At 72.2% G+C, this 23,046-nt stretch carries 24 protein-coding genes and 2 pseudogenes; 8 read left to right on the plus strand and 18 right to left on the minus strand.

The window, feature by feature from the left end; genetic code table 11:
- Window positions 1–47: 47 nt before the first annotated feature.
- Together AB0N03_RS21975 and AB0N03_RS21980 are read right to left on the minus strand one after the other, a co-directional pair.
- The gene (locus tag AB0N03_RS21975) at window positions 48–791 is read right to left on the minus strand and encodes a hypothetical protein (protein WP_364374597.1); all 744 of its coding nucleotides are present in this window, start codon (window positions 789–791) and stop codon (window positions 48–50) included.
- Window positions 788–937: a hypothetical protein gene (locus tag AB0N03_RS21980; RefSeq protein ID WP_364374599.1), complete on the minus strand. Its 150-nt coding sequence runs from the start codon at window positions 935–937 to the stop codon at window positions 788–790. Before AB0N03_RS21980 ends, AB0N03_RS21975 begins: the two co-directional genes overlap by 4 nt.
- On the opposite strand from AB0N03_RS21980, the gene AB0N03_RS21985 reads away from it, so the two are divergent.
- Window positions 936–1,220 (plus strand): hypothetical protein, encoded by a 285-nt coding sequence (locus AB0N03_RS21985; RefSeq protein WP_364374602.1) that lies wholly within the window; start codon window positions 936–938, stop codon window positions 1,218–1,220. The two genes, AB0N03_RS21980 and AB0N03_RS21985, sit on opposite strands and share 2 nt — an antisense overlap.
- On the opposite strand, the gene ligD is transcribed toward AB0N03_RS21985, so the two are convergent.
- The 3 genes from ligD to AB0N03_RS22000 form a co-directional block, all read right to left on the minus strand.
- Window positions 1,217–3,196 (minus strand): DNA ligase D, encoded by a 1,980-nt coding sequence (ligD, locus tag AB0N03_RS21990; RefSeq protein ID WP_364374605.1) that lies wholly within the window; start codon window positions 3,194–3,196, stop codon window positions 1,217–1,219. The two genes, AB0N03_RS21985 and ligD, sit on opposite strands and share 4 nt — an antisense overlap.
- A gap of 43 nt (window positions 3,197–3,239) precedes the next feature.
- Entirely contained in the window at window positions 3,240–4,835 is a 1,596-nt protein-coding gene (locus AB0N03_RS21995) for an FUSC family protein (protein WP_364374608.1), read from the minus strand.
- A gap of 259 nt (window positions 4,836–5,094) precedes the next feature.
- Complete coding sequence (locus AB0N03_RS22000) at window positions 5,095–5,652, minus strand: TetR/AcrR family transcriptional regulator (RefSeq protein WP_364374611.1); 558 nt, start codon at window positions 5,650–5,652, stop codon at window positions 5,095–5,097.
- Between the two features lie 122 nt (window positions 5,653–5,774).
- Between AB0N03_RS22000 and AB0N03_RS22005 the strand changes: the two genes are divergently transcribed.
- Window positions 5,775–6,479, plus strand: coding sequence for an alpha/beta hydrolase (locus AB0N03_RS22005; protein WP_364374614.1), 705 nt, complete (start codon window positions 5,775–5,777; stop codon window positions 6,477–6,479).
- Window positions 6,480–6,635: 156 nt separating this feature from the next.
- Here the strand turns inward: AB0N03_RS22005 and AB0N03_RS22010 are convergent, their stop codons facing one another.
- Genes AB0N03_RS22010 through AB0N03_RS22040 form a run of 7 tightly spaced genes read right to left on the minus strand, consistent with a single transcriptional unit; the run spans window position 6,636 to window position 13,291 of the window.
- Window positions 6,636–7,592 carry a nitronate monooxygenase gene (locus AB0N03_RS22010; protein WP_364374617.1) on the minus strand — a complete coding sequence of 319 codons (957 nt, stop codon included), beginning with the start codon at window positions 7,590–7,592 and terminating at the stop codon, window positions 6,636–6,638.
- A complete protein-coding gene (locus AB0N03_RS22015) occupies window positions 7,589–9,169 on the minus strand; it encodes an AMP-binding protein (protein WP_364374620.1) in 1,581 nt (526 codons plus the stop codon). Before AB0N03_RS22015 ends, AB0N03_RS22010 begins: the two co-directional genes overlap by 4 nt.
- A complete protein-coding gene (locus tag AB0N03_RS22020) occupies window positions 9,166–9,918 on the minus strand; it encodes an enoyl-CoA hydratase/isomerase family protein (RefSeq protein ID WP_364374623.1) in 753 nt (250 codons plus the stop codon). The genes AB0N03_RS22015 and AB0N03_RS22020 overlap by 4 nt, the downstream gene beginning before the upstream one ends.
- Window positions 9,915–11,099 (minus strand): CaiB/BaiF CoA-transferase family protein, encoded by a 1,185-nt coding sequence (locus AB0N03_RS22025; RefSeq protein WP_364374625.1) that lies wholly within the window; start codon window positions 11,097–11,099, stop codon window positions 9,915–9,917. Before AB0N03_RS22025 ends, AB0N03_RS22020 begins: the two co-directional genes overlap by 4 nt.
- A complete protein-coding gene (locus AB0N03_RS22030; RefSeq protein ID WP_364374628.1) occupies window positions 11,096–11,821 on the minus strand; it encodes an enoyl-CoA hydratase/isomerase family protein in 726 nt (241 codons plus the stop codon). The genes AB0N03_RS22025 and AB0N03_RS22030 overlap by 4 nt, the downstream gene beginning before the upstream one ends.
- On the minus strand, window positions 11,818–12,747 hold the full coding sequence (locus AB0N03_RS22035; protein ID WP_364374631.1) for a hydroxymethylglutaryl-CoA lyase: 930 nt from the start codon (window positions 12,745–12,747) through the stop codon (window positions 11,818–11,820). The genes AB0N03_RS22030 and AB0N03_RS22035 overlap by 4 nt, the downstream gene beginning before the upstream one ends.
- A 52-nt stretch (window positions 12,748–12,799) precedes the next feature.
- A complete protein-coding gene (locus tag AB0N03_RS22040) occupies window positions 12,800–13,291 on the minus strand; it encodes a MarR family transcriptional regulator (protein ID WP_364374633.1) in 492 nt (163 codons plus the stop codon).
- 100 nt (window positions 13,292–13,391) lie between these two features.
- Here AB0N03_RS22040 and AB0N03_RS22045 point away from each other — a divergent pair, with 100 nt between their 5' ends.
- Window positions 13,392–14,732 (plus strand): MFS transporter, encoded by a 1,341-nt coding sequence (locus AB0N03_RS22045; RefSeq protein ID WP_364374636.1) that lies wholly within the window; start codon window positions 13,392–13,394, stop codon window positions 14,730–14,732.
- A 9-nt stretch (window positions 14,733–14,741) separates the two neighbouring features.
- Entirely contained in the window at window positions 14,742–15,923 is a 1,182-nt protein-coding gene (locus AB0N03_RS22050; RefSeq protein ID WP_364374638.1) for a hypothetical protein, read from the plus strand.
- Between the two features lies 1 nt (window position 15,924).
- Here the strand turns inward: AB0N03_RS22050 and AB0N03_RS22055 are convergent, their stop codons facing one another.
- Entirely contained in the window at window positions 15,925–16,803 is an 879-nt protein-coding gene (locus tag AB0N03_RS22055; RefSeq protein ID WP_364374641.1) for an RNA polymerase sigma-70 factor, read from the minus strand.
- A gap of 143 nt (window positions 16,804–16,946) precedes the next feature.
- Between AB0N03_RS22055 and AB0N03_RS22060 the strand changes: the two genes are divergently transcribed.
- Both AB0N03_RS22060 and AB0N03_RS22065 read left to right on the plus strand, forming a co-directional pair.
- On the plus strand, window positions 16,947–17,420 hold the full coding sequence (locus tag AB0N03_RS22060; RefSeq protein ID WP_364374644.1) for a carboxymuconolactone decarboxylase family protein: 474 nt from the start codon (window positions 16,947–16,949) through the stop codon (window positions 17,418–17,420).
- Between the two features lie 57 nt (window positions 17,421–17,477).
- Entirely contained in the window at window positions 17,478–18,095 is a 618-nt protein-coding gene (locus AB0N03_RS22065; protein ID WP_364374647.1) for a class I SAM-dependent methyltransferase, read from the plus strand.
- On the opposite strand, the gene AB0N03_RS22070 is transcribed toward AB0N03_RS22065, so the two are convergent.
- Complete coding sequence (locus tag AB0N03_RS22070; protein ID WP_364374649.1) at window positions 18,088–18,828, minus strand: HAD family hydrolase; 741 nt, start codon at window positions 18,826–18,828, stop codon at window positions 18,088–18,090. The genes AB0N03_RS22065 and AB0N03_RS22070 overlap by 8 nt on opposite strands.
- Between AB0N03_RS22070 and AB0N03_RS22075 the strand changes: the two genes are divergently transcribed.
- Window positions 18,829–19,464, plus strand: coding sequence for a hypothetical protein (locus tag AB0N03_RS22075; RefSeq protein ID WP_364374651.1), 636 nt, complete (start codon window positions 18,829–18,831; stop codon window positions 19,462–19,464).
- 426 nt (window positions 19,465–19,890) lie between these two features.
- Here the strand turns inward: AB0N03_RS22075 and AB0N03_RS22080 are convergent.
- Window positions 19,891–20,064: pseudogene (locus AB0N03_RS22080) on the minus strand (DUF2188 domain-containing protein); the annotation flags it as partial.
- Between the two features lie 45 nt (window positions 20,065–20,109).
- Window positions 20,110–20,922, minus strand: a pseudogene (locus tag AB0N03_RS22085) (manganese catalase family protein); the annotation flags it as partial.
- A 122-nt stretch (window positions 20,923–21,044) separates the two neighbouring features.
- Here AB0N03_RS22085 and AB0N03_RS22090 point away from each other — a divergent pair.
- Complete coding sequence (locus AB0N03_RS22090; RefSeq protein ID WP_364374797.1) at window positions 21,045–21,770, plus strand: ATP-binding protein; 726 nt, start codon at window positions 21,045–21,047, stop codon at window positions 21,768–21,770.
- Between the two features lie 113 nt (window positions 21,771–21,883).
- Here AB0N03_RS22090 and AB0N03_RS22095 read toward each other — a convergent pair whose 3' ends face one another.
- Both AB0N03_RS22095 and couO read right to left on the minus strand, forming a co-directional pair.
- On the minus strand, window positions 21,884–22,105 hold the full coding sequence (locus AB0N03_RS22095) for a DUF2188 domain-containing protein (protein ID WP_364374654.1): 222 nt from the start codon (window positions 22,103–22,105) through the stop codon (window positions 21,884–21,886).
- Window positions 22,106–22,171: 66 nt separating this feature from the next.
- Window positions 22,172–23,038 (minus strand): 4-hydroxyphenyl-beta-ketoacyl-CoA hydrolase, encoded by an 867-nt coding sequence (gene couO / locus AB0N03_RS22100; RefSeq protein WP_364374657.1) that lies wholly within the window; start codon window positions 23,036–23,038, stop codon window positions 22,172–22,174.
- Between the last annotated feature and the right edge of the window lie 8 nt (window positions 23,039–23,046).

Consider the following 23,046-nt stretch of genomic DNA (forward strand, 5'->3'; position numbering starts at 1 on the left):
GGTGTCACTCACACGGGTAGCGGTCCGGTTGGCGTGCTCCGGGCCGGTTATCCCCCAGGAGAGCGTGGAAAGGGAGGACCGTCATGACGGTGTTTTGGGGTCTGCTCGGGTTGGCCGGTTTGCTGGGGTGTTGCGGGTTGCTGCGAAGCCGGGCCGGTGCGGAGGACGGCCCGCTGGCGCGGTACCCGGAGGCTCTGGAGCCGGCGAGGCCGAACGCCGATGCCGCCCACACGCCGTTGATGACGCCGGCGATCACGCCTGAGATGCTCGAGCACCCGCCTTTGCCCGAGCCGCCGCAGCCGCAGGAAGTCCGGGCGGAGCCGCGGCACCAGCTTCAGCCCGAGCCGCAGTCGCCGGCCCAGGCCGGGCCGCGACCGCAACTCCAGTCCGAGCCGCAGCAACCTCAGCCCGAGCTGCAGCCGCAGGCCGAGGCCGGGGCGCAGCACCGATTTCAGGCCGAGCCGGACTTGCCGAGCCAGGCCATGGCGCAGCCGCAAGCCGAGGCCGGGGCGCAGCACCGACTTCAGGCTGAGCCGGAGTCGCAAGTCCAGGCACAGCCGCAGGTCGATGCCCAAGAGTCCCAGCCCGAACCGCAGCCGCGGGAAAGCGCTCGGCACCGATTGCAGCCGCGGTCCGCGCCGGAGGCGGAAGTTCGTTCTCAGCCGGAGCCGCAGCAGCAACTTCAGCCGCAGCCGGAGCCGCAGCCGCAGCCGCAGAGCCAGGCGCAGCCACGGGTCGATGCTCAGGAACGCCGGCCCGAGCCGCGGCCCGTGCCCCAGCCGCAGGCTCACCTCGAGACCTCGCCGAGGCCCCGGCAGGTGTCCGCACCCGAGCCGGTCCCGGCGGGATCGGCGGCGGCGCCCGCTCCGGCGCCGAGCCGGGCGGCCGCGCCGCGATCCGTCGAGTCACCGCCCGCCGAGCCGCGGCCGGAGACCATGCCGGAGACGATGCCGGAGTCGGGGACCATCGCGGGGGAGATCCCGGCGCCGCGTTCGCAGCCGGCCGAACAGATGGCCGCCGCGAACGCGGAACCGGCCGGGCCGGAACCGGCCGGGCCGGAACCGGCCGCGCAGCGGGAAGCGGCTGAACCGGTGGCGACCGCGCCGGGTCCGGCCGAGGCGTCACCGGAGACCCGAGCAGCCGAACCCGCGCCGCGAGGCCGTTTCGCGCCGTTGCGAGGACTCGTCGGCAAGGCCAAGCACGCCCTCAAACGGCACTAGGGAAGCGGCGCGCGGCTCTCGTCCAGCCCGGCGAGGAGATCACCGTGCTCGTCGACGCGGTCGAGGACCTCGTCGGCGGTGAACGTCAGGTGGTTCACGTGACGGCACGCGCGGACCTCGTCCCACGTGACCGGCGTCGACACCGTCGGCCGATCGCGGCCGCGCAGGGAATACGGCGCGATCGTCGTCTTGGCCGGGTTGTTCTGGCTCCAGTCGATGAACACCCGCCCGGCGCGCTGCGCCTTGGCCATCACGGCGGTCACCGAGTCCGGCGTCTCTCGCGCGAGTTGCTGCGCGAGCTTCTTGGCGTAGGCCGAGGGCGCCGCGGGATCCGAAGTCCGGATGCCGCAGTACAGCTGCATTCCTTTCGAACCCGAGGTCTTCGCGTACGGAGTCAGGCCGTCGGCGACCAGCACGTCGTGGAGGCGTTCGGCGACGCGGGCACAGTCGACGACCGACGTCCCCGGCCCGGGATCGAGGTCGAACACCAGCCGATCGGGTGGTTGCCTGACCTCCGCCTCGACCGTCCACTGCGGAACGTGCAGCTCCAGGGCCGCCATGTTCGCCGACCAGACCAGCGCCGGCAGGTCGTCGAGGAGCGGGTAGTCGATGGTGTCGCCGCTGCCGCGGGAACCGGTGCTGGGCAGCCGGACCGTGCGCAACCACGACGGCGCGCCGTTGGGGACGTTCTTCTCGAACCACTTCTCGCCGCCGACGCCGTTGGGGTAGCGGATGAACGTCACCGGACGGCCGGCGAGGTGCGGCAGCAGGACGGCGGCGATCCGGGAGTAGTAGTTGATCACTTCGCCCTTGGTGAACCCGTCCGCCGGATACAGGACTTTGTCCAAATTGGACAGGGTGAGCTGCCGGTTTCCGGCCTGCACGGTGATTTTCTGCCCAGCCGGTTCGGGACGAGGTGGAGCGGCCGGTTCCGGCGGGCCCGCGCGCGGGGCGAGGACGTCGCCGGGTTCCTTGTCCGCCCGCAGGCCGCGCCAGGCGGTGTGGCGGACGCGCCCGGCGCGCGTGAACTGCCGGTAGACGATCTCGCCGACGAGCCGCGGTTCGACCCAGCGGGCGCGGACGGTGTCCTCGCGCGGCGGGGTCGTCACGAACGGGTGAGCGCGGCGTTCGAGCCGCTGGAGCCGGTCCCGCAGGTCGGCGCGCGCGGCCTGGCTGAAGCCGGTGCCGACGTCGCCGATGTAGACGAGGTCGCCGGTGACGGGGTCGTGCGCGCCGAGCAGGAGGCCGCCGAGGGTGCCGGTGAAGCTGCGCTGGCCGGGCCGCCAGCCGCAGACGATCACCTCCTGCGTGCGGATCAGCGGGTGCTTGAGCCAGGAGTCCGGCCGCTGCCCGGGCACGTACGCGGAGCTGCGCAGCTTCGCGACGACGCCTTCGTAGCCCGCGGACGCGGCGTGGGCCAGGAAGTCCGCCGGCGTGCGGCGGTCGGCGGCGAGCTCGTCGAAGGTGACGGCGCGGACCACCGAAACGCGGTAAGGATCGGGCATCGGGAGGCCGGCCAGCAGGCGGCGGCGTTCGTCGTACGGTTCCTTGAGCAGGTCGCGGTCGCCGAGCCGCAGCAGGTCGAAGGCCAGGAACCGGACCGGGACGTCGTCGAACTTCACGGTTTTCGGCGCGCTCTGGTGCCGGACCCAGCGGCCGCGGCGTTCCTGCATGAGCTCGAAGTCGATCCGGCCGTCTTCGCCGTAGACGACGACCTCGCCGTCGAGGTAGGCGGCCTGCCCGTCGAGAGCGGGGGCGAGCACCCCGGCGAGGCCGGCGAACTCGGCGGTGAAGTCGATGTTGTTGCGGCTGGTGAGGACGGTGGTGCCGTCCGGGGCGATCCGCATGGCGGCGCGGTAACCGTCCAGTTTGTACTCGTACGCCCACTCGGCGCCGCTGCGCAGCCGGCCGCCGTCGGGCTTGGCCAGCATCGGCTCGACCCACGCCGGGGCGCCGGACGCGTCGTGAGCAGCCATGCGGGACCTCCGTCTGTGCTTTTCAGACGGTAACCCGTTCGGCCTAGTTCTGCTGGGTTTTCGCAGGTGAAAGCTCTTTGAACGCCTGTTCCCACTCCTTGGCACCGGCCAGTGGCGCGCCGGGCGCGCTCGCCCAGCACGCCGCGAGGAGGTCATAGCCGAGGTGGACGAGCTCCGCGTGTGCGGGCCAGTGCCGCCGCGTCCAGGCGAGGTCGTTGTGGGTCGAGTCGATCGCGGCGCGCGTCGTGCCCTCCAGCTCGAACTGCAGGTCGCGCCGGTGGGGCATCGACGCCGGGCCCTTCGCGAGCAGTGCCCGTGCCGCGGCGCGGACGCGGGATCCGGTCCAGCGGAACGTCTTGCGGTGCGCGTTCGGCGCGAGCAGGTACTGCGCCAGCATCGCGAGCGCGACGCCGATCATCGTCTCCACCAGGCGGTCGCGGATCACCGGGCCGATCGGGCCGGTCGCCGCGGCGCCGCCGGCCAGGAGCGCCACCGGCGTGATGAACACGACGGCCACCGCGTAGTTGCGCGGGACGAACAGTTCGATGCAGAACTGGAGCGCCGCGACCGCGGCGATCACCGCGAGGCCGGCGGGTTCGGCCAAGGACAGGACGGCGAAGAGTCCCAGGCCGACGGCGGTACCGGCGAAGCGCTGCAGGCCGCGCACGTTCGCGTGGACGCGGTCGGTGCCCTGCTGCAGGACGACCAGCGCGCTGAGGATCGCCCAGTGCGGGCGCGTCAGGCCGAGCGAGGCGCTGAGGCTCCCGGCGACGACGCAGGTGGCGCCCACGCGCAGCGCCGTCACCGTGGCGTGGGAGCGGAGGGACGCCGACCGTCGCAGCCGGTAACCGACGCCGGGGCGGGGGAGGGGGAGCGTTCCCCCGGGTGGGGTTTCGTCGAGACCGGCTTCGGTGCTGGTCGCGTCCGCGAACCTCCGGTGGGCGCTGATGAGCGTCGTCGCCGGTTCGGACTCCGGGCCCCGGCCGGCGTCGTGGACCGCGTTCCAGGCCGCGGAGATCGCCGCGCCCGCGGTGTGGCGGGCTTCCGCGGTGGGCTCACCGAGGTAGGCGTCGACGGCTGTGGCCGCTTTCCGGACGGCGACGCGTTCGGGCTTGGTCCGGCCGGCCATCGACACGATGACGGAGGACACGCCGCCGAGTGCGGTGCAGCCGAGCAGGGCGGCCGGATCGGCGCCGGCCTCGGTGGCGACCAGGGCGCCGCCGCAGACGAGGGCCGGGAAGAGGGCGCCTGGCGGTCCGAGGCGCAGGGCGTCGACGGTGTAGACGGCGAGGACCGCGACCGCGGTGACCGTGACGATGACGGCCGCTTTGGTGCCGATAGCCGCGACGGCGGTGCCGAGCCCGGCGGCGAGCAGCAACACGGCGGCGGCGGTGAGGACGACCCGGGCTCGGACGCGGTAGGAGCGGCCTTCGCCGTAGAGGACGGCGAAGGCGCCGAAGGTGACGAAGAGCGCGTTGCCGGAGTGGCCGGCGAGCACGACGGCGGCGCCGGGAAGGGCAACGGCGGTCGCGGCACGCAGCCCGGCACCCCACCGCCGCCCGGCGGCGGGGAGGGCGAAGAGCAGCGCCCGCGGCCGGACGACGCGGGGGAGCGGGTCTTCGGGCAGTTCGGACGGCACGGCTCCCATTCCAGCACGGCCTGAGGTGGTGGCCCGGGTGGGGAAGCGCGGTAGTGAGTTCGGTCGCTGCTGGGCCGAGGCCGGGTGGAGACGCGCGGGGTGGCTGGCCGCGAGGGCCGCCGAGCCTTGGTGGGGAGCTTGGCGCTCCGGGTTGTTCGCCGTTGAGGGGAGGTCTCGGTGGGGAGCTTGGCGCTCCGGGTTGTTCGCCGTTGAGGGGGGAGGTCTCGGTGAGGAGACTTGGCGTGCTGAGTGGCTTCGCTCAGGCGGGGAAGAAGTCCTCCACCGCGCGACGGAGGGTTGCTCTCACCGTGTCCGCGTCGTCCAATTCTCCGCCGTGCAGGGCGCCGTCGCGGAGGAGGACCAGGACCCTTGCCGCGTGGTTCGGTTCCGGGTGGCCCAGGGCCGCCGCCTCGCTGCGGAGGACCTCGAAGAACCACTTGCGGTGGTCGTCGATCACGTGGCGGACCTGGGATTCGGGCTCGGGGTACTCCGCCGCCGCGTTGAGGAACTGGCAGCCGCGGAAATCGTCGCCGCACGTCGCGTCGCCCACCACCGCCAGTGCCGCAGCCAGCGCTTCGCGCGGCGGCTTGCCCGCGCGGGCCGCGTCGACCGCCGTGCGGATCTGCCGGCTCGTCTCCGCGAGGTACGCCGCCACCAGGTCGTCCTTCGTGGGGTAGTGCCGGTAGAACGTCGCCCGCGTCACGGACGCCTCCGAGACCAGGCGCTCGACCCCGACCGCGTGGATGCCCTCCGCGTAGAAGAGCCGGGACGCGGTCGCCAGCAACCGGTCCTTCGGGTGCACCTCGGCAGACTTCATCCAGCCAGCATAGAGAAAGACTGGTCGTTCTGCCAGATCGGCTACGTCACATTGCCACGGCGTCCTCGGACGGCCACAGTGTGGAGACAGAAAGACCAGTCGTTCTCCCTGAGGAGCCAGTCATGAGCAAGCCCACCATCGTCTTGGTCCACGGCGCTTTCGCCGACTCGTCGAGCTGGACCGGCGTCGTCGCGAAGCTGCAGGAGCAGGGCTTCCCGGTCGTCGCGGTCGCGAACCCGCTCCGGGGCCTCGAGTCCGACGCGGCGTACGTCGCGGACGTCGTCAAGAGCGTCGACGGCCCGGTGGTCCTCGCCGGCCACTCCTACGGCGGCGCGCTGATCACCCGCGCGGCCACCGAGACGCCGAACGTCCGCGCGCTGGTCTACATCGCCGCGTTCCAGCCCGACGCCGGCGAGAGCGCGTTCGAGCTGTCCGGCCGCTACCCGGGCGCCAAGCTCGGCCCGGAGACCACGAACGTCCTGGTGCACGACGGCGCGCCCGAGCTGTCGATCAAGCCGGAGGACTTCGCTGAGGTCTTCGCGGCCGACGTCCCCGCCGGGACCGCCGCGATCCTGGCGGTCACCCAGCGGCCGGTCGCGCAGCAGGCGCTGGCCGCGCCGTTCGAGGGGACGGCCGCGTGGTCGAAGCTCCCGTCGTGGACGCTGATCGCCGGCCAGGACAACGCGATCCCGCCCGCGGCGCAGGAGTTCATGGCCGAGCGCGCGTCGTCGACGGTCCGCCGGATCGACGCTTCGCACGCGGTCGCGGTGTCCCAGCCGGAAGTGGTGGCCGAGGTGATCGCGACGGCGGCCGACGCCACGGAGTGAGCCGGCCGCCGGTGCGGATCGGGACCCGTCCCGATCCGCACGGCGAGGCCGCGCGGCGTCCCGGGGTGGCTCCGCTCGCGAAGCGGAACGCCGGCGTCAGCACCTGATCCTGGTCGATCAGGGACGACGACCAGCTTGAAGGTGAAGTCGCGGAACCTAGCCGACCGGCGGGAGCCCGGCACGCGCTTCCCGGTACTCCCGCACGATCCGCGCCACGATCTCGGCCGCCGGGAGCACCGCATCGACCAGACCGGCGGACTGGCCGGCTTCGACCTTCCCCTCCACCACATCGCCGTCCAGCGCGGCGTCCTTCAAGGAGGACGCGGCGAAAGTCTTGCGTCGCAAAGACTCCTCGGCGCCGGAAGCCTCCAGGGACAGCATCCGCGCGGTGAAGTCGTTGTCCAACGCCCGGATCACGCCCAGACCTTGACCGACTGTCCGCGTGCCGTCGACACCGGCCGCGAGCACCGCGTCCTTGTACGCGGGATGCACCGAAGCCTCCGTACTCGCCAAGAACCGCGTGCCGAATTGGGCGGCACCCGCGCCGAGAGCCAGCATCGCCGCCAGGCCGAAACCATCCGCGACGCCGCCCGAAGCGATCAGCGGCACCGAGACCGAGCGCGCCACCGCCCGCACCAGCACCGACGTCGCCACCATCGCGGGCGGTGGATGTCCACCGGCTTCGGCGCCGACGACCACCAGCCCGTCCACCCCGGCCGAGGCCGCCTTCACCGCGTGCGTCACCCCGGCCACCACGTGCAGGCACCGCGTCCCGACGTCGTGGAACCGGGACAGGTACCGCCGCGGCCCGCCCTGCGAGGCGATCACCACCGGCGGCCGGTGCCGCAGGACCAGCTCGATCACCTCGTCGACGCCCGCGCGGTACAGCGGGAGGTTCACCGCCCACGGCTTGTCCGTGCCCGCCGCCATCTCCGCCAGCACACGGGAAAGATCGGGCAGCCGCATCGGGCCCGCCGCCACCACGCCGAGGCCGCCCGCGTTCGACACCGCCAGCGGCAACGCCGAGCTCGACGACGCCCACGACATCCCCGCCTGCACGATCGGCAGGTCGATGCCCAGCAGCCGCGTCACCGGCGTGTCGATGCGCGTCACGCCTCCTCCAGCAGGGAACGTGCGTGCGCGGCGAGCCGGTTCTTCTGCACCTTCGAACTCGCCGTCATCCCGATGCCTTCGAAACCGTCGACGATCCGCAGGTGCCGCGGCACCTTGAACCCCGCCATCCGCGCCCGCGCCCACCCCAGCAGCTCGGCCTCGGTGACCTCCGGCGACGTCAGCACGACGAACGCGAACGGCACCTCCACCAGCCGCGCGTCCGGGACGCCGACGACCGCCGCCTGGCGGACCAGCGGGTGCCGGTGCAGGGTGTCCTCGATGTCCGCGGGCGCCACGTTCTCGCCGCCGACGCGGATGATGTCCTTGGTGCGGCCGGTGAAGTGGAATCGTCCGGAGGAATCCAGCAGGCCGACGTCGCCGGTGGACAGCCAGCCGTCGGCGTCGATCGTCTCGGCCGTCTTCACCGGGTCGTCGAGGTAACCGACCATGACGTTCCAGCCGCGCACCAGCACCGCGCCCGGCTCGCCGGGGCCGCAGTCGCGGTCGGCGTCGAACGCGCGGATCCGCACCTCGACTCCCGGCTGCGCGGCCATCGCGCCGGAGGCACGGATTTCCGGCGACTCCCACCACGCCGACTGCGCGACGTTCGGCGAAGCCTCGGAAAGACCGTATCCCGCAACGCATTCGTGCGCACCCAGCTCGTCGATGACGCGCCGGATCACGGTCGGCGACGCCGCCACCCACGCGCCGCGCAACACCAGCCGGCGCCGCGCGCGGGACGGATGGTTGAGCAGCAGCAACGCGATGGTGTCGTTGCCGGAGAAGTGCGTGCACCGCTCGGCTTCCAGGAGCCGCAACGCTTCCTCCGGTTCGAACTTCGGCATCGTCACCAGCGTCGTGGCGTGCTGGGCCGACGCGAGCACCGACAGCGTGCTGCCGGCAACGTGGAAGAACGGCCGCGCCGAGTGGAACCGGTCGCCCGGGCGCAGGCCCATCCGCGCGCCGGAGAAGAACGCGTCCGCGCACATGCTGCGGTGGGTGAGCAGGACGCCCTTCGGCCGTGACGTCGTCCCGGACGTGTACTGCACCAGCAGGACGTCGTCTGGAGAACTGACCGGCGCGGGAGCCTCCGAAGAAGCAGAAAGGAACTCGTCCCAGGACACAGCGAACGAAGGAACGTCGTCGCCGAGCACGACCACCTTCTCGAGCGCGGGAAGCGACTCGACGCCGATCTCCTGCAGCATAAGAGCGAAGTCCACATTGAGCACGCGCGACGCGACGAAAAGCGCCCGCACCTTCGCGTGCTCGAGCGTGTACCGCACCTCGTCGGCGGTGAACCGCGTGTTGACCGGGACGGCGACCGCGCCCACCGCGCCGATCGCGTGGAACAGCGCGACCCAGTCCGGCCCGTTGCCGAGGCAGATGCCGACGCGGTCGCCGCGGCCGACCCCGGCGGCCGCGAGCCCGGCGCGGATCCGCGAGACCCGCTCGGCCAGCTCGCCGTAGGTGATCCGTTCCGAGTCAGTGACGACTGCTTCGACGTCCGGCGCGAGCAGGGCCGCGCGCGCGAGGACTTCGTGCGTGGTGAGCGGGCAGGCGGTGCGCAGGTCGGTCATCGCGGTTCTCCGTTCCCGGCGGCGAAGCGGGCGACGCCGTCGCGCCAGCCGCCGTCGGCGAGGCACTGTTCGATGGCGGCCAGTTCGATGCGGATCCCGCGGTCGAGGTCGGTTTCCGAGCCGAGGTCGACCGCGCGCTTGGTGAGCGAGATGGCCAGCGGAGGCGCCTTCGCGATGCTCGCGGCTGTCTCGTCGCCGACGGCGAGCAACTCATCAGCCGGGACGACGCGGGTGACGATCCCGAGGTCGGCGGCCTCTTCGGCGCCGAGTGCGCGGTTGGTGAACAGCAGTTCCTTCGCCCGGCGTTTGCCGATGGCGCGCTGCAGGCGCTGGGTCGCGCCGACGGTACCCCAGTGCGGCTCGGGGAACCGGAAGACAGTTCCCGAAGCGGCCAGCGCGAAGTCGGCGGCGAGGGTGATTTCGCCGCCCGAGCCGACGACCGCGCCCTGCACCAGGGCGACGACGGGCACCCGGCACTGCTCGATGGCGGCGTACGCGGCGAAGGAGGCGACGCGGCGACGTCGCACCCATGAGGCGTCCTTGCCGGTGCGTTCCTTGAGGTCGGCGCCCGCGCAGAACACCGGTCCGCGCCCGCTCAGCAGCACCACCCGGACGTCGTCTTCGAGGGACTCGAACGCTTCCCGCAGTTGGTGGCACATCGGCAGGTCGAGGGCGTTGCGGGCCTCGGGACGCGCGAGTTCGACGCGCGCGATCCCGTCGGTCACCTCGACGCACACGCGCTCGGTCATCGGATCACCCCGTCGGTCCGCAGGTCTTCGATTTCGGCAGCGGCGAGCCCCAGCTCCGCCAGGACCTCGTCGGTGTCGGCGCCCAGCAGCGGTGGCACGCCGAGCGCCGGGGGCTCTCCCGCAGTCTCGCGCAACGGCGTCCGCAGCGCCGGGAACGTCCCCTCCGACGGGTGAGTGAACTCGCCCACGACCCCGCGCGCGATCGCGTGCGGATCGGCCAGGGCCTCCCGGACCGAGCGGACCGCGCCGGCCGGGACGTCGACCGCGCGCAGTTCCTTCACCAGCGGGTCGCGGTCGTGCTGCGCGATCGCTCCGCGCAGGGCTTTCATCACCCGCGCACGCTGCTCGACGCGGCCGGAGTTCCCCTGCAGAGCGGGATCCGCGGCCAGCTCGTCGAGGCCGAGGACCGTACACAGTGGACCCCAGTGCTGGTCGCTGCCGCTGATGTGCAGCCATTCGCCGTCGCCGGCCTGGAACGCCGCCGACGGCACCCGGCCGGGGTGCTCGGTGCCGGTCCGCACGGGATCCTCGCCGAGCGCGAAGAGCCGCGCCACGTTGAGGGCGTGCAGGCTCAATTGGACGTCCATCATGGACACGTCGAGGTGGCGGCCCCGCCCCGAAGCGGTGCGTCCGGCCAGCCCGGAGAGCACCGCGATGACCACCCAGAGCCCGGACGTCAGGTCCGCCACCGGGATCCCGGTCTTCGACGGCGGTCCCTCGGGTTCGCCGGTCATCGCCATCACGCCGGACAGCGCCTGGAAGACCGTGTCGTAGCCCTTGCGGTCGCGGTCCGGGCCGGTCTGGCCGAACCCGGTGGCGGAGACGTAGACCAGGTCCGGCCGCGCCAGGTCCGCGTAGCCGAGGCCCATGCGGTCCATCGCGCCGGGCAGGAAGTTCTCGACGACGACGTCGGCGCGGGAAGCCAGCTTTCGCGCGACAGCCTGGCCGCGAGGGTCCTTGAGGTCGAGCGTCACGGACTTCTTGCCCCGGTTGAAGGCGAAGAAGTACGCGCTCTCGCCGTGAGGCAGGCGAGGCTCGAAGCCGCGGGTCTCGTCGCCGGAACCGGGCCGCTCGACCTTGATGACGGTGGCGCCCAGCTCGGCGAGGATCTGCGTCGCCAGGGGAGCGGCGAGGACCCGGGAGAAGTCCAGCACGGTGACGCCGGAGAGCGGGCCGGTCATGCGCGGAACCCCCGCATCAGCGCGTTGACGTCCTGGCCGGCGCGCATCGCGGCGTCCGTCGGCAGGTCGGCGACGCGGTAGAAGAGGTCCTTCGCGGCGGCGATGGCCCGCGGCTCGACCTTGGCCCACGACTCGGCGATCTCCAACGCCGCGGACAGGATTTCGGAAGGTTCGACGACGCGGTTGACCAGGCCGTGCTCGAAGGCTTCGGCGGCGGTGAGCAGCCGTCCGGTGCTGACCAGTTCGAACGCGAGCTTGCGGCCGAGGTGCTGGACGAGCCCGGTCATCACGAGCGCCGGGACGATGGAGTGCTTCAGCTCGGGGTAGCCGAACTTGAGGTCGGTTCCCGCGACGACCAGGTCGGCGCCGATCGCCAGGCCCGCGCCGCCGCCGACCGCGGCCCCCCGCACGGCCGCCACGACCGGGACGCGCAGCTCCCGCGCCTGGACCTGCAGTTTCGCGGTTAGCGCGGCGCGCTCGAGGACGGCGTCCGGCTGGTCGGGCGTCAAGGACGAGAACTCGCCGAGGTCGGCGCCCGCGCAGAAGCCGCGCCCGGCGCCGGTCAGCACGACCGCGCGGACGTCCCGGTCGGCGTCGGCGGCGGTGAACGCTTCGCTGAGCGCGCGGGTCAGCGCCGTGTTCAGGGCGTTGAGCTTCTCGGGCCGGTTCAGCGTCAGGACGCGGACGGGGCCGTGGTCCTCGATCGCGAGGGGGACGGTCACGGGTTCTCCTGGTTCGGGGTCGGGGCGAAGCCGGCGCGGGCCACCATGCTGTGCAGGGGACGGCCGAGGGCTTCTTCGCAGGCGGCCGAGGACTTCGCGAGCAGATCGAGGTCGAGGTCGGTGTCGACGCCCATCGCGTCGAACAGGCTGACCAGGTCCTCGGTGCAGACGTTGCCGGTGAGCCCGGCGCCGTACCGGATCGCCGAGGGGTGGCCGCCGACGCCGCCCATCGCCGTGTCGAAGTTCCGGCAGCCGGCGTCGAGGGCCGCGACGGCGTTGGCGATGCCGGTGCCGCGGGTGTTGTGGAAGTGCGCGACCACGGGGACCTCGGTGTTCAGCCGCGCGAACAGCGCTCGGACCGACGGCGGGGTGGCGACGCCGGTGGTGTCGCCCAAGGTGACCAGGTCGGCGCCGAGGTCGGCGAACCGGGCGACGTCCTCGGCGACGCGGCCCGGGTCGACGGCGCCTTCGAACGGGCAGCCGAACGCCACCGAGACGACCCCGACCAGCTTGAACCGGCCGCCGGCCAGCCGGACCATCTCCTCGACCCGCTCCCACTGCCCGGCTCTGGACGTGCGCAGGTTGCGCTCGGTGTGGCTTTCGCTGGCCGAGACCAGCAGGCTCAGCTCCTCGGCGCCGTGGCCGGCGTCAAGGTCGGCCAGCGCTCGCCGCACCGCGCGCGGGTTCGGGCAGGTCGCCTTGAACGCGACGCCGGGGCGACGCCGGATCCGCGTCAAGACCTCGGAAGCGTCTGAGAAGCCGGGAACGCGCGAAGGGTGGCTGTAGCTGGTCGCCTCGATGCGCCGGAGCCCCGCGTCCGCGAAGGAGTCCAGCAGCGCGACCTTCGTCGCGGTCGGCACGAACTCCGGCTCGTGCTGCAGCCCGTCGCGGGCGAAGCACTCGCAGATCGTGACGGCGTCGGGCATCGGGCCACCTCCTGTTCGGTGGCTCCAGAACTACGCGGATCTGTTGATAAAGTCAACAGGCGGTGTCGCCGGGGTGGGCGCGCTCACGTTCCTCGACGGCCAGGGCCAGGTCGGCGAGCTTGTCCAGCGCGCCGCTCAGGGTGGCTGCCTCCTCGGGGGTCAGCGCGGCGAGGAACTCCGCGTCGCGCTCGTTCGCCGCACTGATCAGGCCCCGGTAGACGCGGGTGCCCTCGCCGGTGAGGGCGAGCTGGGACGTGCGGCCCGAGCCGGCCGTCCGGTCGACGAGCCCGCGCTCGGTCAGGCGGCTGACCACCCGGCTCATCTGCGCTTTGTCCAGGCCGGCCCGGCGGGCGAGGCGGTTGAGTGTCAGGGTGGGGTCCGCGGCGATGAGCGAGATCGCCCGCCATTCGCCCAGGCTGACGTCGAACTCCCGCCGGTAGCGCAGGGCGGCGCTGCGCGACATCGCCGACGACGTGCGGGAGAGCCGGTAGGAGAGGAGTCCGGAGATGGGCACCAGGTCCCGGCCCTCCGCGCGTTCCGCCATGGCGGTCATCGTAGCCGTTGCCGATCAGCTGTTGACAAACACAATACCTGATGTCGAGACTGGCGCGGCACGCCCCGCCTGACGAAGGAGTCGAGTAGCCGTGGCCGAACACCCCGCCGTCACCGGACGGCCACCCGCAGTCGGCGACGCCGGCCGCGCGTCCACCTACCGGACCATCGCCCTGCGGGTCATGCCGCTGCTCGTGGTCTGCTACGTCGTCAGCTTCATCGACCGGACGAACATCGGCATCGCGCAGCAGGGTCTCAAGCGCGATCTCGGCTTCGGTTCCGCGGTCTATGGGCTCGGTGTCACGCTGTTCTTCGTCGGGTTCATCCTCTTCGAGGTCCCCAGCAACGCCCTGCTGGCGAAGATCGGCGCGCGCAAGACGCTCGTCCGGATCATGGCGACCTGGGGCGTCGTCACGATCGTGACGTTGTTCGTGCGCGACGAAACGACGTTCTACATCGCCCGGTTCCTGCTCGGCGTGGCCGAAGCGGGGTTCTTCCCCGGCGCGCTCTACCTGCTGTCGCGGTGGTTCCCGTCCGCGCGCCGGACGCGGATGACCGCGGTGTTCTTCATCGGCGTCCCGGTGTCGGGGGTGCTCGGCTCGCTGGTGTCCGGCTGGATCATGCACGCGCTCGGCGGCGTCGCCGGCCTGGCCGACTGGCAGTGGCTGTTCCTCATCGAGGGCGTCCCGCCGATCCTGCTCGCCGTGCTGGTGGCGTTCTTCCTCGTCGACGAGCCGGAGCAGGCGAAGTGGCTGACGCCGGCGCAGAAGGCTTTGGTCCGCGCCGACCTGGAGGCCGAGCGGTCGTCGAAGGAAGAGCCTGGAAAACGGCACGGCGGGATGCTCTCGGCGTTGCGCGACCCGAAGGTCTGGATTCTCGGCCTGTGCGCGTGCGGGGCCTACACGCTGGCCAACGCCGTCTCGTACTGGACGCCGCGGATCATCGCCGAGGCGGGCGTCGGCGACGTGCTGAACCTCGGCTTCTTCTCGGCGATCCCGCCGCTGCTCGGCATCGTCGTGATGCTCGTGGTCGGCCGCCACTCCGACCGGACGCTCGAGCGCCGCCGGCACGCGGCGGTGAGCTGGCTGGTGGCCGCGGCGGCGATGCTGGCCCTGGCGTTCTCCGGCGGCAGTGTGCTGGTGGTGGTCGTCCTGCTCGCGGTGATGGCGGCGGCGCACTATTCGGGCCTGACGGTGTTCTATTCGATCCCGTCGATCTACCTGAGCGAAAGCGCGGCGGCGACGGGCATCGCGGTGGTGACCTCGATGGGCTCGTTCGCGGCGGCGGCGTCACCGTCGTTGCTGGGGTTCATCCAGGAGGCGACCGGGAGCCTGTCGCTGGGGCTGGTGATCAGCTCGGGGATCGTGCTCCTGGCCGTGGTTGTCCTCCTCGTGGGCGTGAAAGCGAAGGACCTCAAGGAGAAGCACGGCTAAGTCGGCCGGGTGACCTTCGAGACGATCGCGCGGGTGCCGGCCGGGTTCCCGGTCGAACGCGTGCTGCCGCACCGCCGGCTGCCCCTGCTCGCCTGCTTCGACGCCGGTCGCCCCGCGGTCCACGTCCTGGACCGCGAGGGCGGCCCGAGGGGCGCGATCGGCGCCGGCACCGCCGCGTACGACCCCGCCGCCCCATGGACTCGGCACCGGCGGACGCCCGCCGCGGCGTGGCATCCGGACGAGCCGCTGCTCGTGGTGGCGAACGAAGAGGGCACGTGGCGCTGGACCCCCGCGGGTGTGTCCGCAATGGACGGAGCGCCGACCGGCGCGAAGTACCGGAGCCTGGCGTTCGGCCCGGACGGCAGCGCACTGTGGGCTGCACCTTCGGCGCGGTACGAGTTCCCGGTGTGGGAGCGGTCCGATGTCCTCGATCTCGCGTCGGGCGCCGTCGAGTCGGCTCCGCTGTGGGACACCGGGGTCGCGGTGCACCCCGCCGGCGGACTGGTGGCCACGCTGCGCAGCAACCAGGGCGCCTCCCTCGTGCTCTTCGCCGAGCCCGGCACGGGACTCCGCGACCGGGCCCTCATCCTCGACGCCGACGGCTACCGGACCCCGGTCTTCAGCGCGGACGGGCGGCACTTCGCGGTCCGCGGCAACGCCTACGAGCACTCGGTGGAGGTGTTCGAGTTCCCGTCGCTCCGGCGGGTTCTCGGGACCACCCTGGGCTCGCCCTACCCGGGCTACGACGACGTCACGGACGAGTGGGACGAAGAGTTCCGGTCCTGGTCGCGGCACAACATCGCCTTCGAGGCCCGGCTCTGGATCGGCACGCCGGGTGGAACGCTCGTCGAACTCGACGTCGACGACCGGGAAGCCGTCGAGCACGAACTGGCCGACGGCCCGGTGACCGCGCTCGCCACCACGACCCCCGGTGAGCTGGTCGCCGCCGCCGGCGCCGAACTCGTCTTCCTGACCGTGCCCACCGGCGTGCCGGATGCCGGGCCAGTGGCGGAGTTCCTGGCCGCGACCACCGAGGTGCCCGAGGGCGAAACCGGCTTCGTCCGCACCGACGGGACGCGGGACTGGCGCAGCGAGGACCTCGCCGACGTCACCACCGCCGAGGCCGACGACCCGGCCTGGCTGCGGCTGCAGGCGGCCGTCAACACCGCGAGACGCGACCGGGCCGAGTGATTCAGCGCCGCAACGTTGTCTCCTCCTCCAGCCGTGACAGCTTTTCGGGGTTGCGCACCGCGTACAGGCCCGTGACGAGCCCGTCGTCGATGCGGACCGCCAGCACGGTGTCCACCTCGCCGTCGCGGCGGAAGAGCAACGCCGGGTGGCCGTTGACCTCGGCCGTCGCCAGTGAGCCGGCCGCGAAGTTGCCCAGGCCCGCCGCCAGCAGCCGAGCCACGTCGGCCGCCCCGGCGACCGGCCGCAGCACCGCCTGGACGACCCCGCCGCCGTCGCCGAGGAACACCACGTCCGGGGCCAGGATGTCCAGCAGGTGCTGCAGATCGCCCGTCTCGACCGCGCGCTGGAACGCTTCCAGCGCGTCGCGGGACGTGGCGGGGGAGACGTCGCCGCGGGGCCGGCGCGCGGCGACGTGAGACCGGGCCCGGTGGGCGATCTGGCGGACCGCGGCCGGGGTCTTGCCGACGGCTTCGGCGATCTCGTCGTAGCCCAGGTCGAACACCTCGCGCAGCACGAACACCGCGCGCTCGGCCGGCGTCAGCGTCTCCAGCACCAGCAGCATCGCCATCGAGACGCTGTCGGCCAGCTCGACGTCCTCGGCGACGTCGGGCGCGGTCAGCAGCGGCTCGGGCAGCCACGGACCGACGTAGGACTCCTTGCGCCGGCCCAGCGTCCGCAGCCGCATCAGCGCCAGGCGCGTGGTGATCCGGACCAGGTACGCGCGCTCGTCGCGCACGGCGGCGAGGTCCACGCCCACCCAGCGCAGCCAGGTCTCCTGCAGGACGTCTTCGGCGTCGGCGGCCGAGCCGAGCATCTGGTAGGCGACGGTGAACAGCAGGTTCCGGTGCCCGAGGAACGCGTCGGTGGCGGGGTCGGCCATGGTGGCTCCTCTTTCGGTCTCGCGGAGTTTCCCACCAGATGCCGGCCGCGGCCGCTTTGTGACCGTGACCGTCATCACTGTCACGGGGACGGGGTGGCCCGGCATCTCGTGGTCGTCCGGTTCACGACCACGGAAGAGGAACCATGGAACCCCGATTCAGCCTGACCGACAACGAAGTCGGCGCCAAGTTCGCCAAGCGCTTCGGCACCGCGAGCCTGGCGATCATCCAGTCACCGCTGCCGAAGGTCACCCAGGAGCTGGTGTCGCTGCGCGTCAGCCAGATCAACGGCTGCGGCTGGTGCGTCGACATCCACACCAAGGAGCTGGCCGCGGCCAGGGAGCCCGCGGTGCGGATCAACCTGGTCGCCGCGTGGCGCGAGGCCACGGTGTTCAGCGAGGCCGAGCGGGCCGCGCTGGCGCTGGCCGAGGAGGGAACCCGGATCGCCGACGCGAGCCCCGGCGTCTCCGATGACACCTGGGACCGCGTGCGCAAGCACTACGACGACGACCGGACCGCCGCGCTGGTCGCGCTCGTGGCCCAGATGAACTCGGCCAACCGGCTCGCGGTGATCCTGCACCAGCGGGGCGGGTCGTACGAGCCCGGCATGTTCGGCTGAGGGCCCGTCCGGCCCGGGAGCGCGCGCTCCCGGGCCGGTTCGTGCTTCGCTGGGGGCATGACCAAGGCGGAGCGGTGGAACCGGTACTGGGACCGCAAGTCGGCGAGCTACGACGCGGAGATGGGCGTCTGGGACCGCCGCCTCTTCGGCGACTCGCGGGAATGGGCCTGCGGGCAGGCGGCCGGCGAGGTGCTGGAAGTCGCCGTCGGGACCGGGCTCAACCTGGCCTGGTACCCCGCCGACGTGACGCTCACCGGGCTCGACCTGAGTTCCGGGATGCTCGACCTCGCGCGAGCGCGAGCCCGCGAGCTCGGCCGCGCGGTCACCCTGCGGCCGGGCAGCGCGCACGAGCTGCCGTTCGCCGAGGCGTCGTTCGACACGGTGGTGTGCACGTTCGGCCTGTGCGCGATCCCGGACCCGGCGGCGGCCGTGGCGGAGATGAAGCGGGTCCTGCGTCCGGACGGCCGGCTGATCCTGGTCGATCACGTGGCTGGTTCGTCGTTCGTGGTGCGCGCCGCCCAGTGGCTGGTGGAGCTGGCGAGCGTCCCCTTGGCGGGCGAGCACTTCCGGCGGCGACCGCTGAAGCTGGTGGAGGCGCTCGGGTTGCCGATCGAGCGGCGGGAACGGTTCAAGCTGGGCCTCGTCGAACGGCTGGTGGCCCGGAAGGTCAGCTGAACAGGTCCGCCAGCGGGCTCTTCTCGAGATCGGCCAGCAGGGCCGCGACGTCGTCGTAGGTCGCGATGGCTCCCGCTTCCTTCAGCTCCGCCTCGCCGACCCCGCCCGACAGCACGCCGATCGTGCGCACGCCGGCCTTCGTGGCGGCTCGCACGTCCCACACCGCGTCGCCGACGAAGATCGTGTCCTCGGGGGCCGTGCCCGCTTTCTCCAGTGCCACCAGCACCGGTTCCGGGTCGGGTTTCGTCGCCTCGACGTCGTCTCCCGCGACGATGTCCCGCACCACGTCGTCCACCCCGAGGACGCGGCGCAGCTCGTCGAGCTCGTCGGGAGCCGCCGACGTTGCCAGGACCACCCGCACGCCCTTGGCGGCCAGCGCCCGGATCAGGTCCGGGGCGTGGTCGAACGGCCGCAGCAGCTCGGCGGACTCCAGGTAGAAGCCGCTGTGGAGGTCCTTGGCCTCGTCGCCGACGCGCTCGGCGTCGTCGTCACCCAGCAGCGTGCTCAGCAGCTTGCCGGAGCCCTTGCCGATCGCGCGGTGCACGCGCCAGGAGTCGACGGGGCGGCCCAGCTCGTGGAACGCGCGCCGCCAGGCGTGGACGTGGAGGTAGTTGGAGTCGACGAGCGTGCCGTCGACGTCGAACAGGACCGCGGTGGCGATGGTGGTCTCCTCGGGTTTCTGCGCGCGCGGCGCGGGTACCGCCAGGGTTACCCGAGCCAGGAGGAAGTACACATGGAGACCGTGAAGGCGGGCTTCCGCGGATTGGCCGCCCTGCGCCGCGCCCGCGCCTTCCACCCCGTCGGGCTGGTGCTGCGCGGCGAGCTCCGGCCGGTGGCCGACGACCTGCCGTGGCCGTCCGGGCCGGTGGCGGTCGTCGCGCGGCTGTCGAAGGGCGCGGGCACGCCGGGCCGGCTGCCGGACGCGCTCGGCCTGGCGGTCCGGATCCCCGGCGCGGGCCGGGACGGCGGGCCGTGGGACCTGACCTTGACCACGGCCGGCAGCGGGCACGTCGGCCGGATGCTGCCGCGCCCGGCGGCGTCCTGGACCGGCGGCGCGTACAGCAGCCTGGTGCCCTACCGCCGCGCCGACCGGCTGGTCTGGCTGGCGGCGTGGGGGACGGTCCCGCGGATCGAGGCGTCCCTCGACGCCGTGGTCGCGGCGGGCGGCCTGGGGTTCGTGCTGCGCACCGGCCGGCAGGACGGCCGCTGGTGCGACAGCGCGGTGCTGACCCTGACGGAGATCGGCGGCGAGGCACCGGCGTTCGACCCGATGCTGAACCGTCCGGAGGGGCTTGAGGTTGCTCCGGCCTGGCTGGCGCGACTGCGGGAGCGGGCCTACGCGGGGAGCCGCGCGGGGCGGACGTCATGAACGACCCGTTCATGTCGTCGGACGGCAGGGCCCCGGCAAAGTCACGGCCGCGCGGAGCCGGGTGTCGCGAATGAGTCATTGGGGGCGCCGGAGGTCCCGAATGAGTCATTCGCGACGTTTGACGGGGGTTGGCGACGTCATGAACGACTCTTTCCTGTCGTCCAGCGTCATGAACGACCCTTTCATGACGTCTGTTGGCAGGGCTCCGGCAAGTCGTCGCGGCTCGGGGTGCCGGCGGTTCGCCAAAGGTCTTGAATGAGTCATTCAAGACCTTCGAAGACCTGAATGACTCATTCAAGACGCCACCGCACCCGCCGACGCCGCCGGAAGACCGCCGAGCCAGGCCCGGCCACCGACTTTGCGGGAGCCCGGTCGTTGGAACGAGGTGAACGGGTCGTTCATGACCTGCGCGCCCCCGGACCGAGGTCAGGAGCGGGCCCGCGGATACGTCCGGCGCTCGCCGACGCGTCCGTCCTTCGTGTGGATGAAGTGGGCCGAGCCGCGCTTGATGGCCAGTTTGCGGCCCGCGGCGACCGCGTCGGACTTCGTTTCGGCGCTGCCCGACGCCCGCGCGTTGCCGACCACCTTGTTCTTCCACGTCGAACCGTCGTGGAACGTCTCGACGTCGCCCTCCGCCGGTTCGAGCCCGGGCGCCTCCTGCGCGGCGTACGTGCCGTACAGCGCCGGGTCCGGCGCGGGTGCGGTGCCCGGTCCGCCGAGCGGTTCCGGATCCATCAGGTAGTCGAGGTCGGTGGTCCAGCTGGTGCCCTTGGCGCCGTCCGGGCCGTCCGACAGGTGCCAGATGGTCCGGTTGTGCGTCTGGTCCTCCTCCTCGAACAGCGCGGACGGCGCGATCGGGCCTTCGAGGCCGTCGGCTTCCAGCTCCTCGATGGCGGCCAGCCATTGCTTCTGGTGGACGGTGTCGCGGGCGAGGTTGAACCGCAGCATCGCCTTGACGCCGGGGTCATCGGTCATGTTGTAGAGCCGGGCGGTCTGGAGGCGGCCCTGGGCTTCGGCCGCCGCGTTGGCGCGGAAGTCGGCCAGGAGGTTGCCGGAAGCGACGATGTAGCGGCCGTTCCAGGGATAGCCGTTGCTGTCGGCGGGCAGCGCCCCGCCGCCCCCGACGATGGCCTGCTGCGGATCCATCCCGCCGAGGACCGCGGCCATCACCGGGTCTTTCACCGCTTCGGCCGTGGCGGTCGCCGGGGCGCCTTCCAACAGTCGCGCGACCATGGTGGCGAGCATTTCGACGTGCCCGATTTCTTCGGTCGCGGTGTCCATGAGGAGGTCTTTGTACTTGCCTTCGATCCGGCAGTTCCAGCCCTGGAACAGGTACTGCATGGTCACGCTCATCTCGCCGAACGCGCCGCCGATGAGTTCCTGCAGCTTGTGGGCGTAGACGGGATCGGGCTTCTCGGGCTTGGCTTCGAACTGCAGGAGCTTCGTGTGACGGAACAAGGTCGTCTCCCTTCCGGTCCGCCCGGGTTCCCCCGATCGGCCCCGGCAATCGGAAAATCCGGCGTTTGAGTGCCGGCGAACCGGATATCCGATCCGGAAGCACTCACCAGGAGGTGGTCGTGGTGCTCGCCCGGCACAATTCCGTCTGGTTGGTTCCCCCGCACAGCCCGAGCACCGCGGCTTCCGTCGTCGGAGTCCTCGACGGGACGACCTATCCACAGCTGCGCGACAGCCTGCTCGAGTTCGCCGCCGAGTCCGAGGACGGCGTACTCGTCGACGTCGAGCGCCTCGCCCTGCGCGACCCCGAACTGCTCCGGGTGTTCTCGCTGGTCGCCCTGCTGGTCGGCGACTGGCCCGCCGTTCCCTTCGCGCTGGTGACCGGACGGCCCGAGCAGCGGGCGGTGCTGGCCGGCCGGAGCGTGCCCGTGTACGCCGACGCCGCCACGGCGGAAGCCGCGCTGAAGCGTCCCGCCCGGAAGAAGGCCGGACGCGTGCTGGCCCGGTCGCCGCGCACCTCGTCGCGCGCCCGTGCGTTCGTCCGGGCGACCTGTGCCGAGTGGCGGGTGCCCGAGCTGGCCGAGGACGCCGAGCTGGTCGCGAACGAGCTCGTCGAAAACGTGTTGCGGCACACGGATTCGGTGCCCCGGTTGCGGATGGAGCTGCGTCGCGGTCGGCTGGCCGTCGAGGTGGCCGACGCAAGCGTGCGCCCGGCCGTGGTGCGCGAGGGGCTGGACCTGACCGAGACGGGGCTCGGGTTGCGGATGGTCGCCAAGGTCGCGAAGACGTGGGGGAGCAGCCGGTGCCGCTCCGGCGGCAAGACCGTGTGGGCCGTGCTGGCCCGGCGCTGAGGTCCGCGTCACGTCCGGGAACACCGCGCTTTCCGGTGCGTTGTAACGGGTACAGGCTCCCGCCCCGCTCGCAGGTACACCCCCAGCCTTCGCCGAGCGGGGCGGGTTTTCGTCTACTGTGGACGTTTGGCCCGCGGCCGGAAGTCACGCTCGGCCTCGACGTCGCCCTCCGCGGTGTGCACCACGTGCCCCACCCGCCGCTTCTTCGCGATCAACCGGCCGGCGAGCACGGCGTCGGTCCGGCGCGGCGAGGTGTTGGACGCCCGCGACCCGCCCTCCACGCGGTTCTTCCACAGCCCGTCTTCGAAGTAGGTGTGCACGTCACCCTCGGCCACGACGTCCGCCTCCCTTCCGCCCAGCGCCAGGCTTCGCGGATGCCCGGGGACGGACCGGACAAACGTTCAGGTCAGGCCGAGTACGCGGACGGCGTTGTCCTTGAGGATCAGCGGCCGCACGTCGTCCTTGAGGTCGAGGGCGGCGAAGTCGGCGAGCCAGCGGTCCGGGGTGATCACCGGGAAGTCCGAGCCGAACAGCACCTTGCGCTTGAGCAGCGAGTTCGCCGCGCGAACCAGCTGCGGCGGGAAGTACTTCGGCGACCAGCCGGACAGGTCGATGTACACGTTCGCCTTGTGCGTCGCGACCGAGATCGCCTCGTCCTGCCACGGCACCGACGGGTGCGCCAGGATGATCGTCAGCCCCGGGAAGTCGGCGGCGACGTCGTCGAGCAGCATCGGGTTCGAGTAGCGCAGCTTGATGCCGTGCCCGCCCGGCAGCCCGGCGCCGATGCCGGTCTGGCCGGTGTGGAACAGCGCCGGGACGCCCAGCTCCTGGATGGCCTCGTACAGCGGGTAGAACCGGAGGTCGTTCGGCTCGAACGCCTGCAGGCTCGGGTGGAACTTGAAACCGCGCACACCGTGGTCGGCGACCAGCCGGCGCGCGCGGTGCACGGCGGCCTTCCCGGCGTGCGGGTCGACCGAGCCGAACGGGATGAGCACGTCCGCGTGGTCGGCGGCCGCGTCGGCGATCTCCTCGCTCGAGAGCGCGGGGTGCCCGGTCGCGGCCGGCGCTTCGACCGTGAAGACGACCGCGGCCATGTTCCGCGCCCGGTAGTGCTCGGCGATCGAGGCCACCGTCGGGGTGCGGTCCTGGTCGGCGCGGAAGTACTTCGCCGACGCGTCCAGGAGCTCTTGGTCGAGGGCGAAGCAGCCGTGCCCGTCCTGTTCGACGTGGGTGTGGACGTCGATGGCGGTCAGTGCGGAAAGGTCCACGGGGGCTC

The organism is Amycolatopsis sp. NPDC051061, from assembly GCF_040682935.1.
Taxonomy (GTDB): domain Bacteria; phylum Actinomycetota; class Actinomycetes; order Mycobacteriales; family Pseudonocardiaceae; genus Amycolatopsis.

Coding starts and splice junctions, on each gene's coding strand:
- AB0N03_RS21985 (WP_364374602.1), top strand. CDS start 936: ATGCCGGAGACGATGCCGGAGTCGGGGACCATCGCGGGGGAGATCCCG.
- AB0N03_RS21980 (WP_364374599.1), bottom strand. CDS start 937: ATGGTCTCCGGCCGCGGCTCGGCGGGCGGTGACTCGACGGATCGCGGC.
- ligD (WP_364374605.1), bottom strand. CDS start 3,196: ATGGCTGCTCACGACGCGTCCGGCGCCCCGGCGTGGGTCGAGCCGATG.
- AB0N03_RS22000 (WP_364374611.1), bottom strand. CDS start 5,652: ATGAAGTCTGCCGAGGTGCACCCGAAGGACCGGTTGCTGGCGACCGCG.
- AB0N03_RS22005 (WP_364374614.1), top strand. CDS start 5,775: ATGAGCAAGCCCACCATCGTCTTGGTCCACGGCGCTTTCGCCGACTCG.
- AB0N03_RS22015 (WP_364374620.1), bottom strand. CDS start 9,169: ATGACCGACCTGCGCACCGCCTGCCCGCTCACCACGCACGAAGTCCTC.
- AB0N03_RS22020 (WP_364374623.1), bottom strand. CDS start 9,918: ATGACCGAGCGCGTGTGCGTCGAGGTGACCGACGGGATCGCGCGCGTC.
- AB0N03_RS22025 (WP_364374625.1), bottom strand. CDS start 11,099: ATGACCGGCCCGCTCTCCGGCGTCACCGTGCTGGACTTCTCCCGGGTC.
- AB0N03_RS22035 (WP_364374631.1), bottom strand. CDS start 12,747: ATGCCCGACGCCGTCACGATCTGCGAGTGCTTCGCCCGCGACGGGCTG.
- AB0N03_RS22040 (WP_364374633.1), bottom strand. CDS start 13,291: ATGGCGGAACGCGCGGAGGGCCGGGACCTGGTGCCCATCTCCGGACTC.
- AB0N03_RS22055 (WP_364374641.1), bottom strand. CDS start 16,803: ATGGCCGACCCCGCCACCGACGCGTTCCTCGGGCACCGGAACCTGCTG.
- AB0N03_RS22060 (WP_364374644.1), top strand. CDS start 16,947: ATGGAACCCCGATTCAGCCTGACCGACAACGAAGTCGGCGCCAAGTTC.
- AB0N03_RS22065 (WP_364374647.1), top strand. CDS start 17,478: ATGACCAAGGCGGAGCGGTGGAACCGGTACTGGGACCGCAAGTCGGCG.
- AB0N03_RS22075 (WP_364374651.1), top strand. CDS start 18,829: ATGGAGACCGTGAAGGCGGGCTTCCGCGGATTGGCCGCCCTGCGCCGC.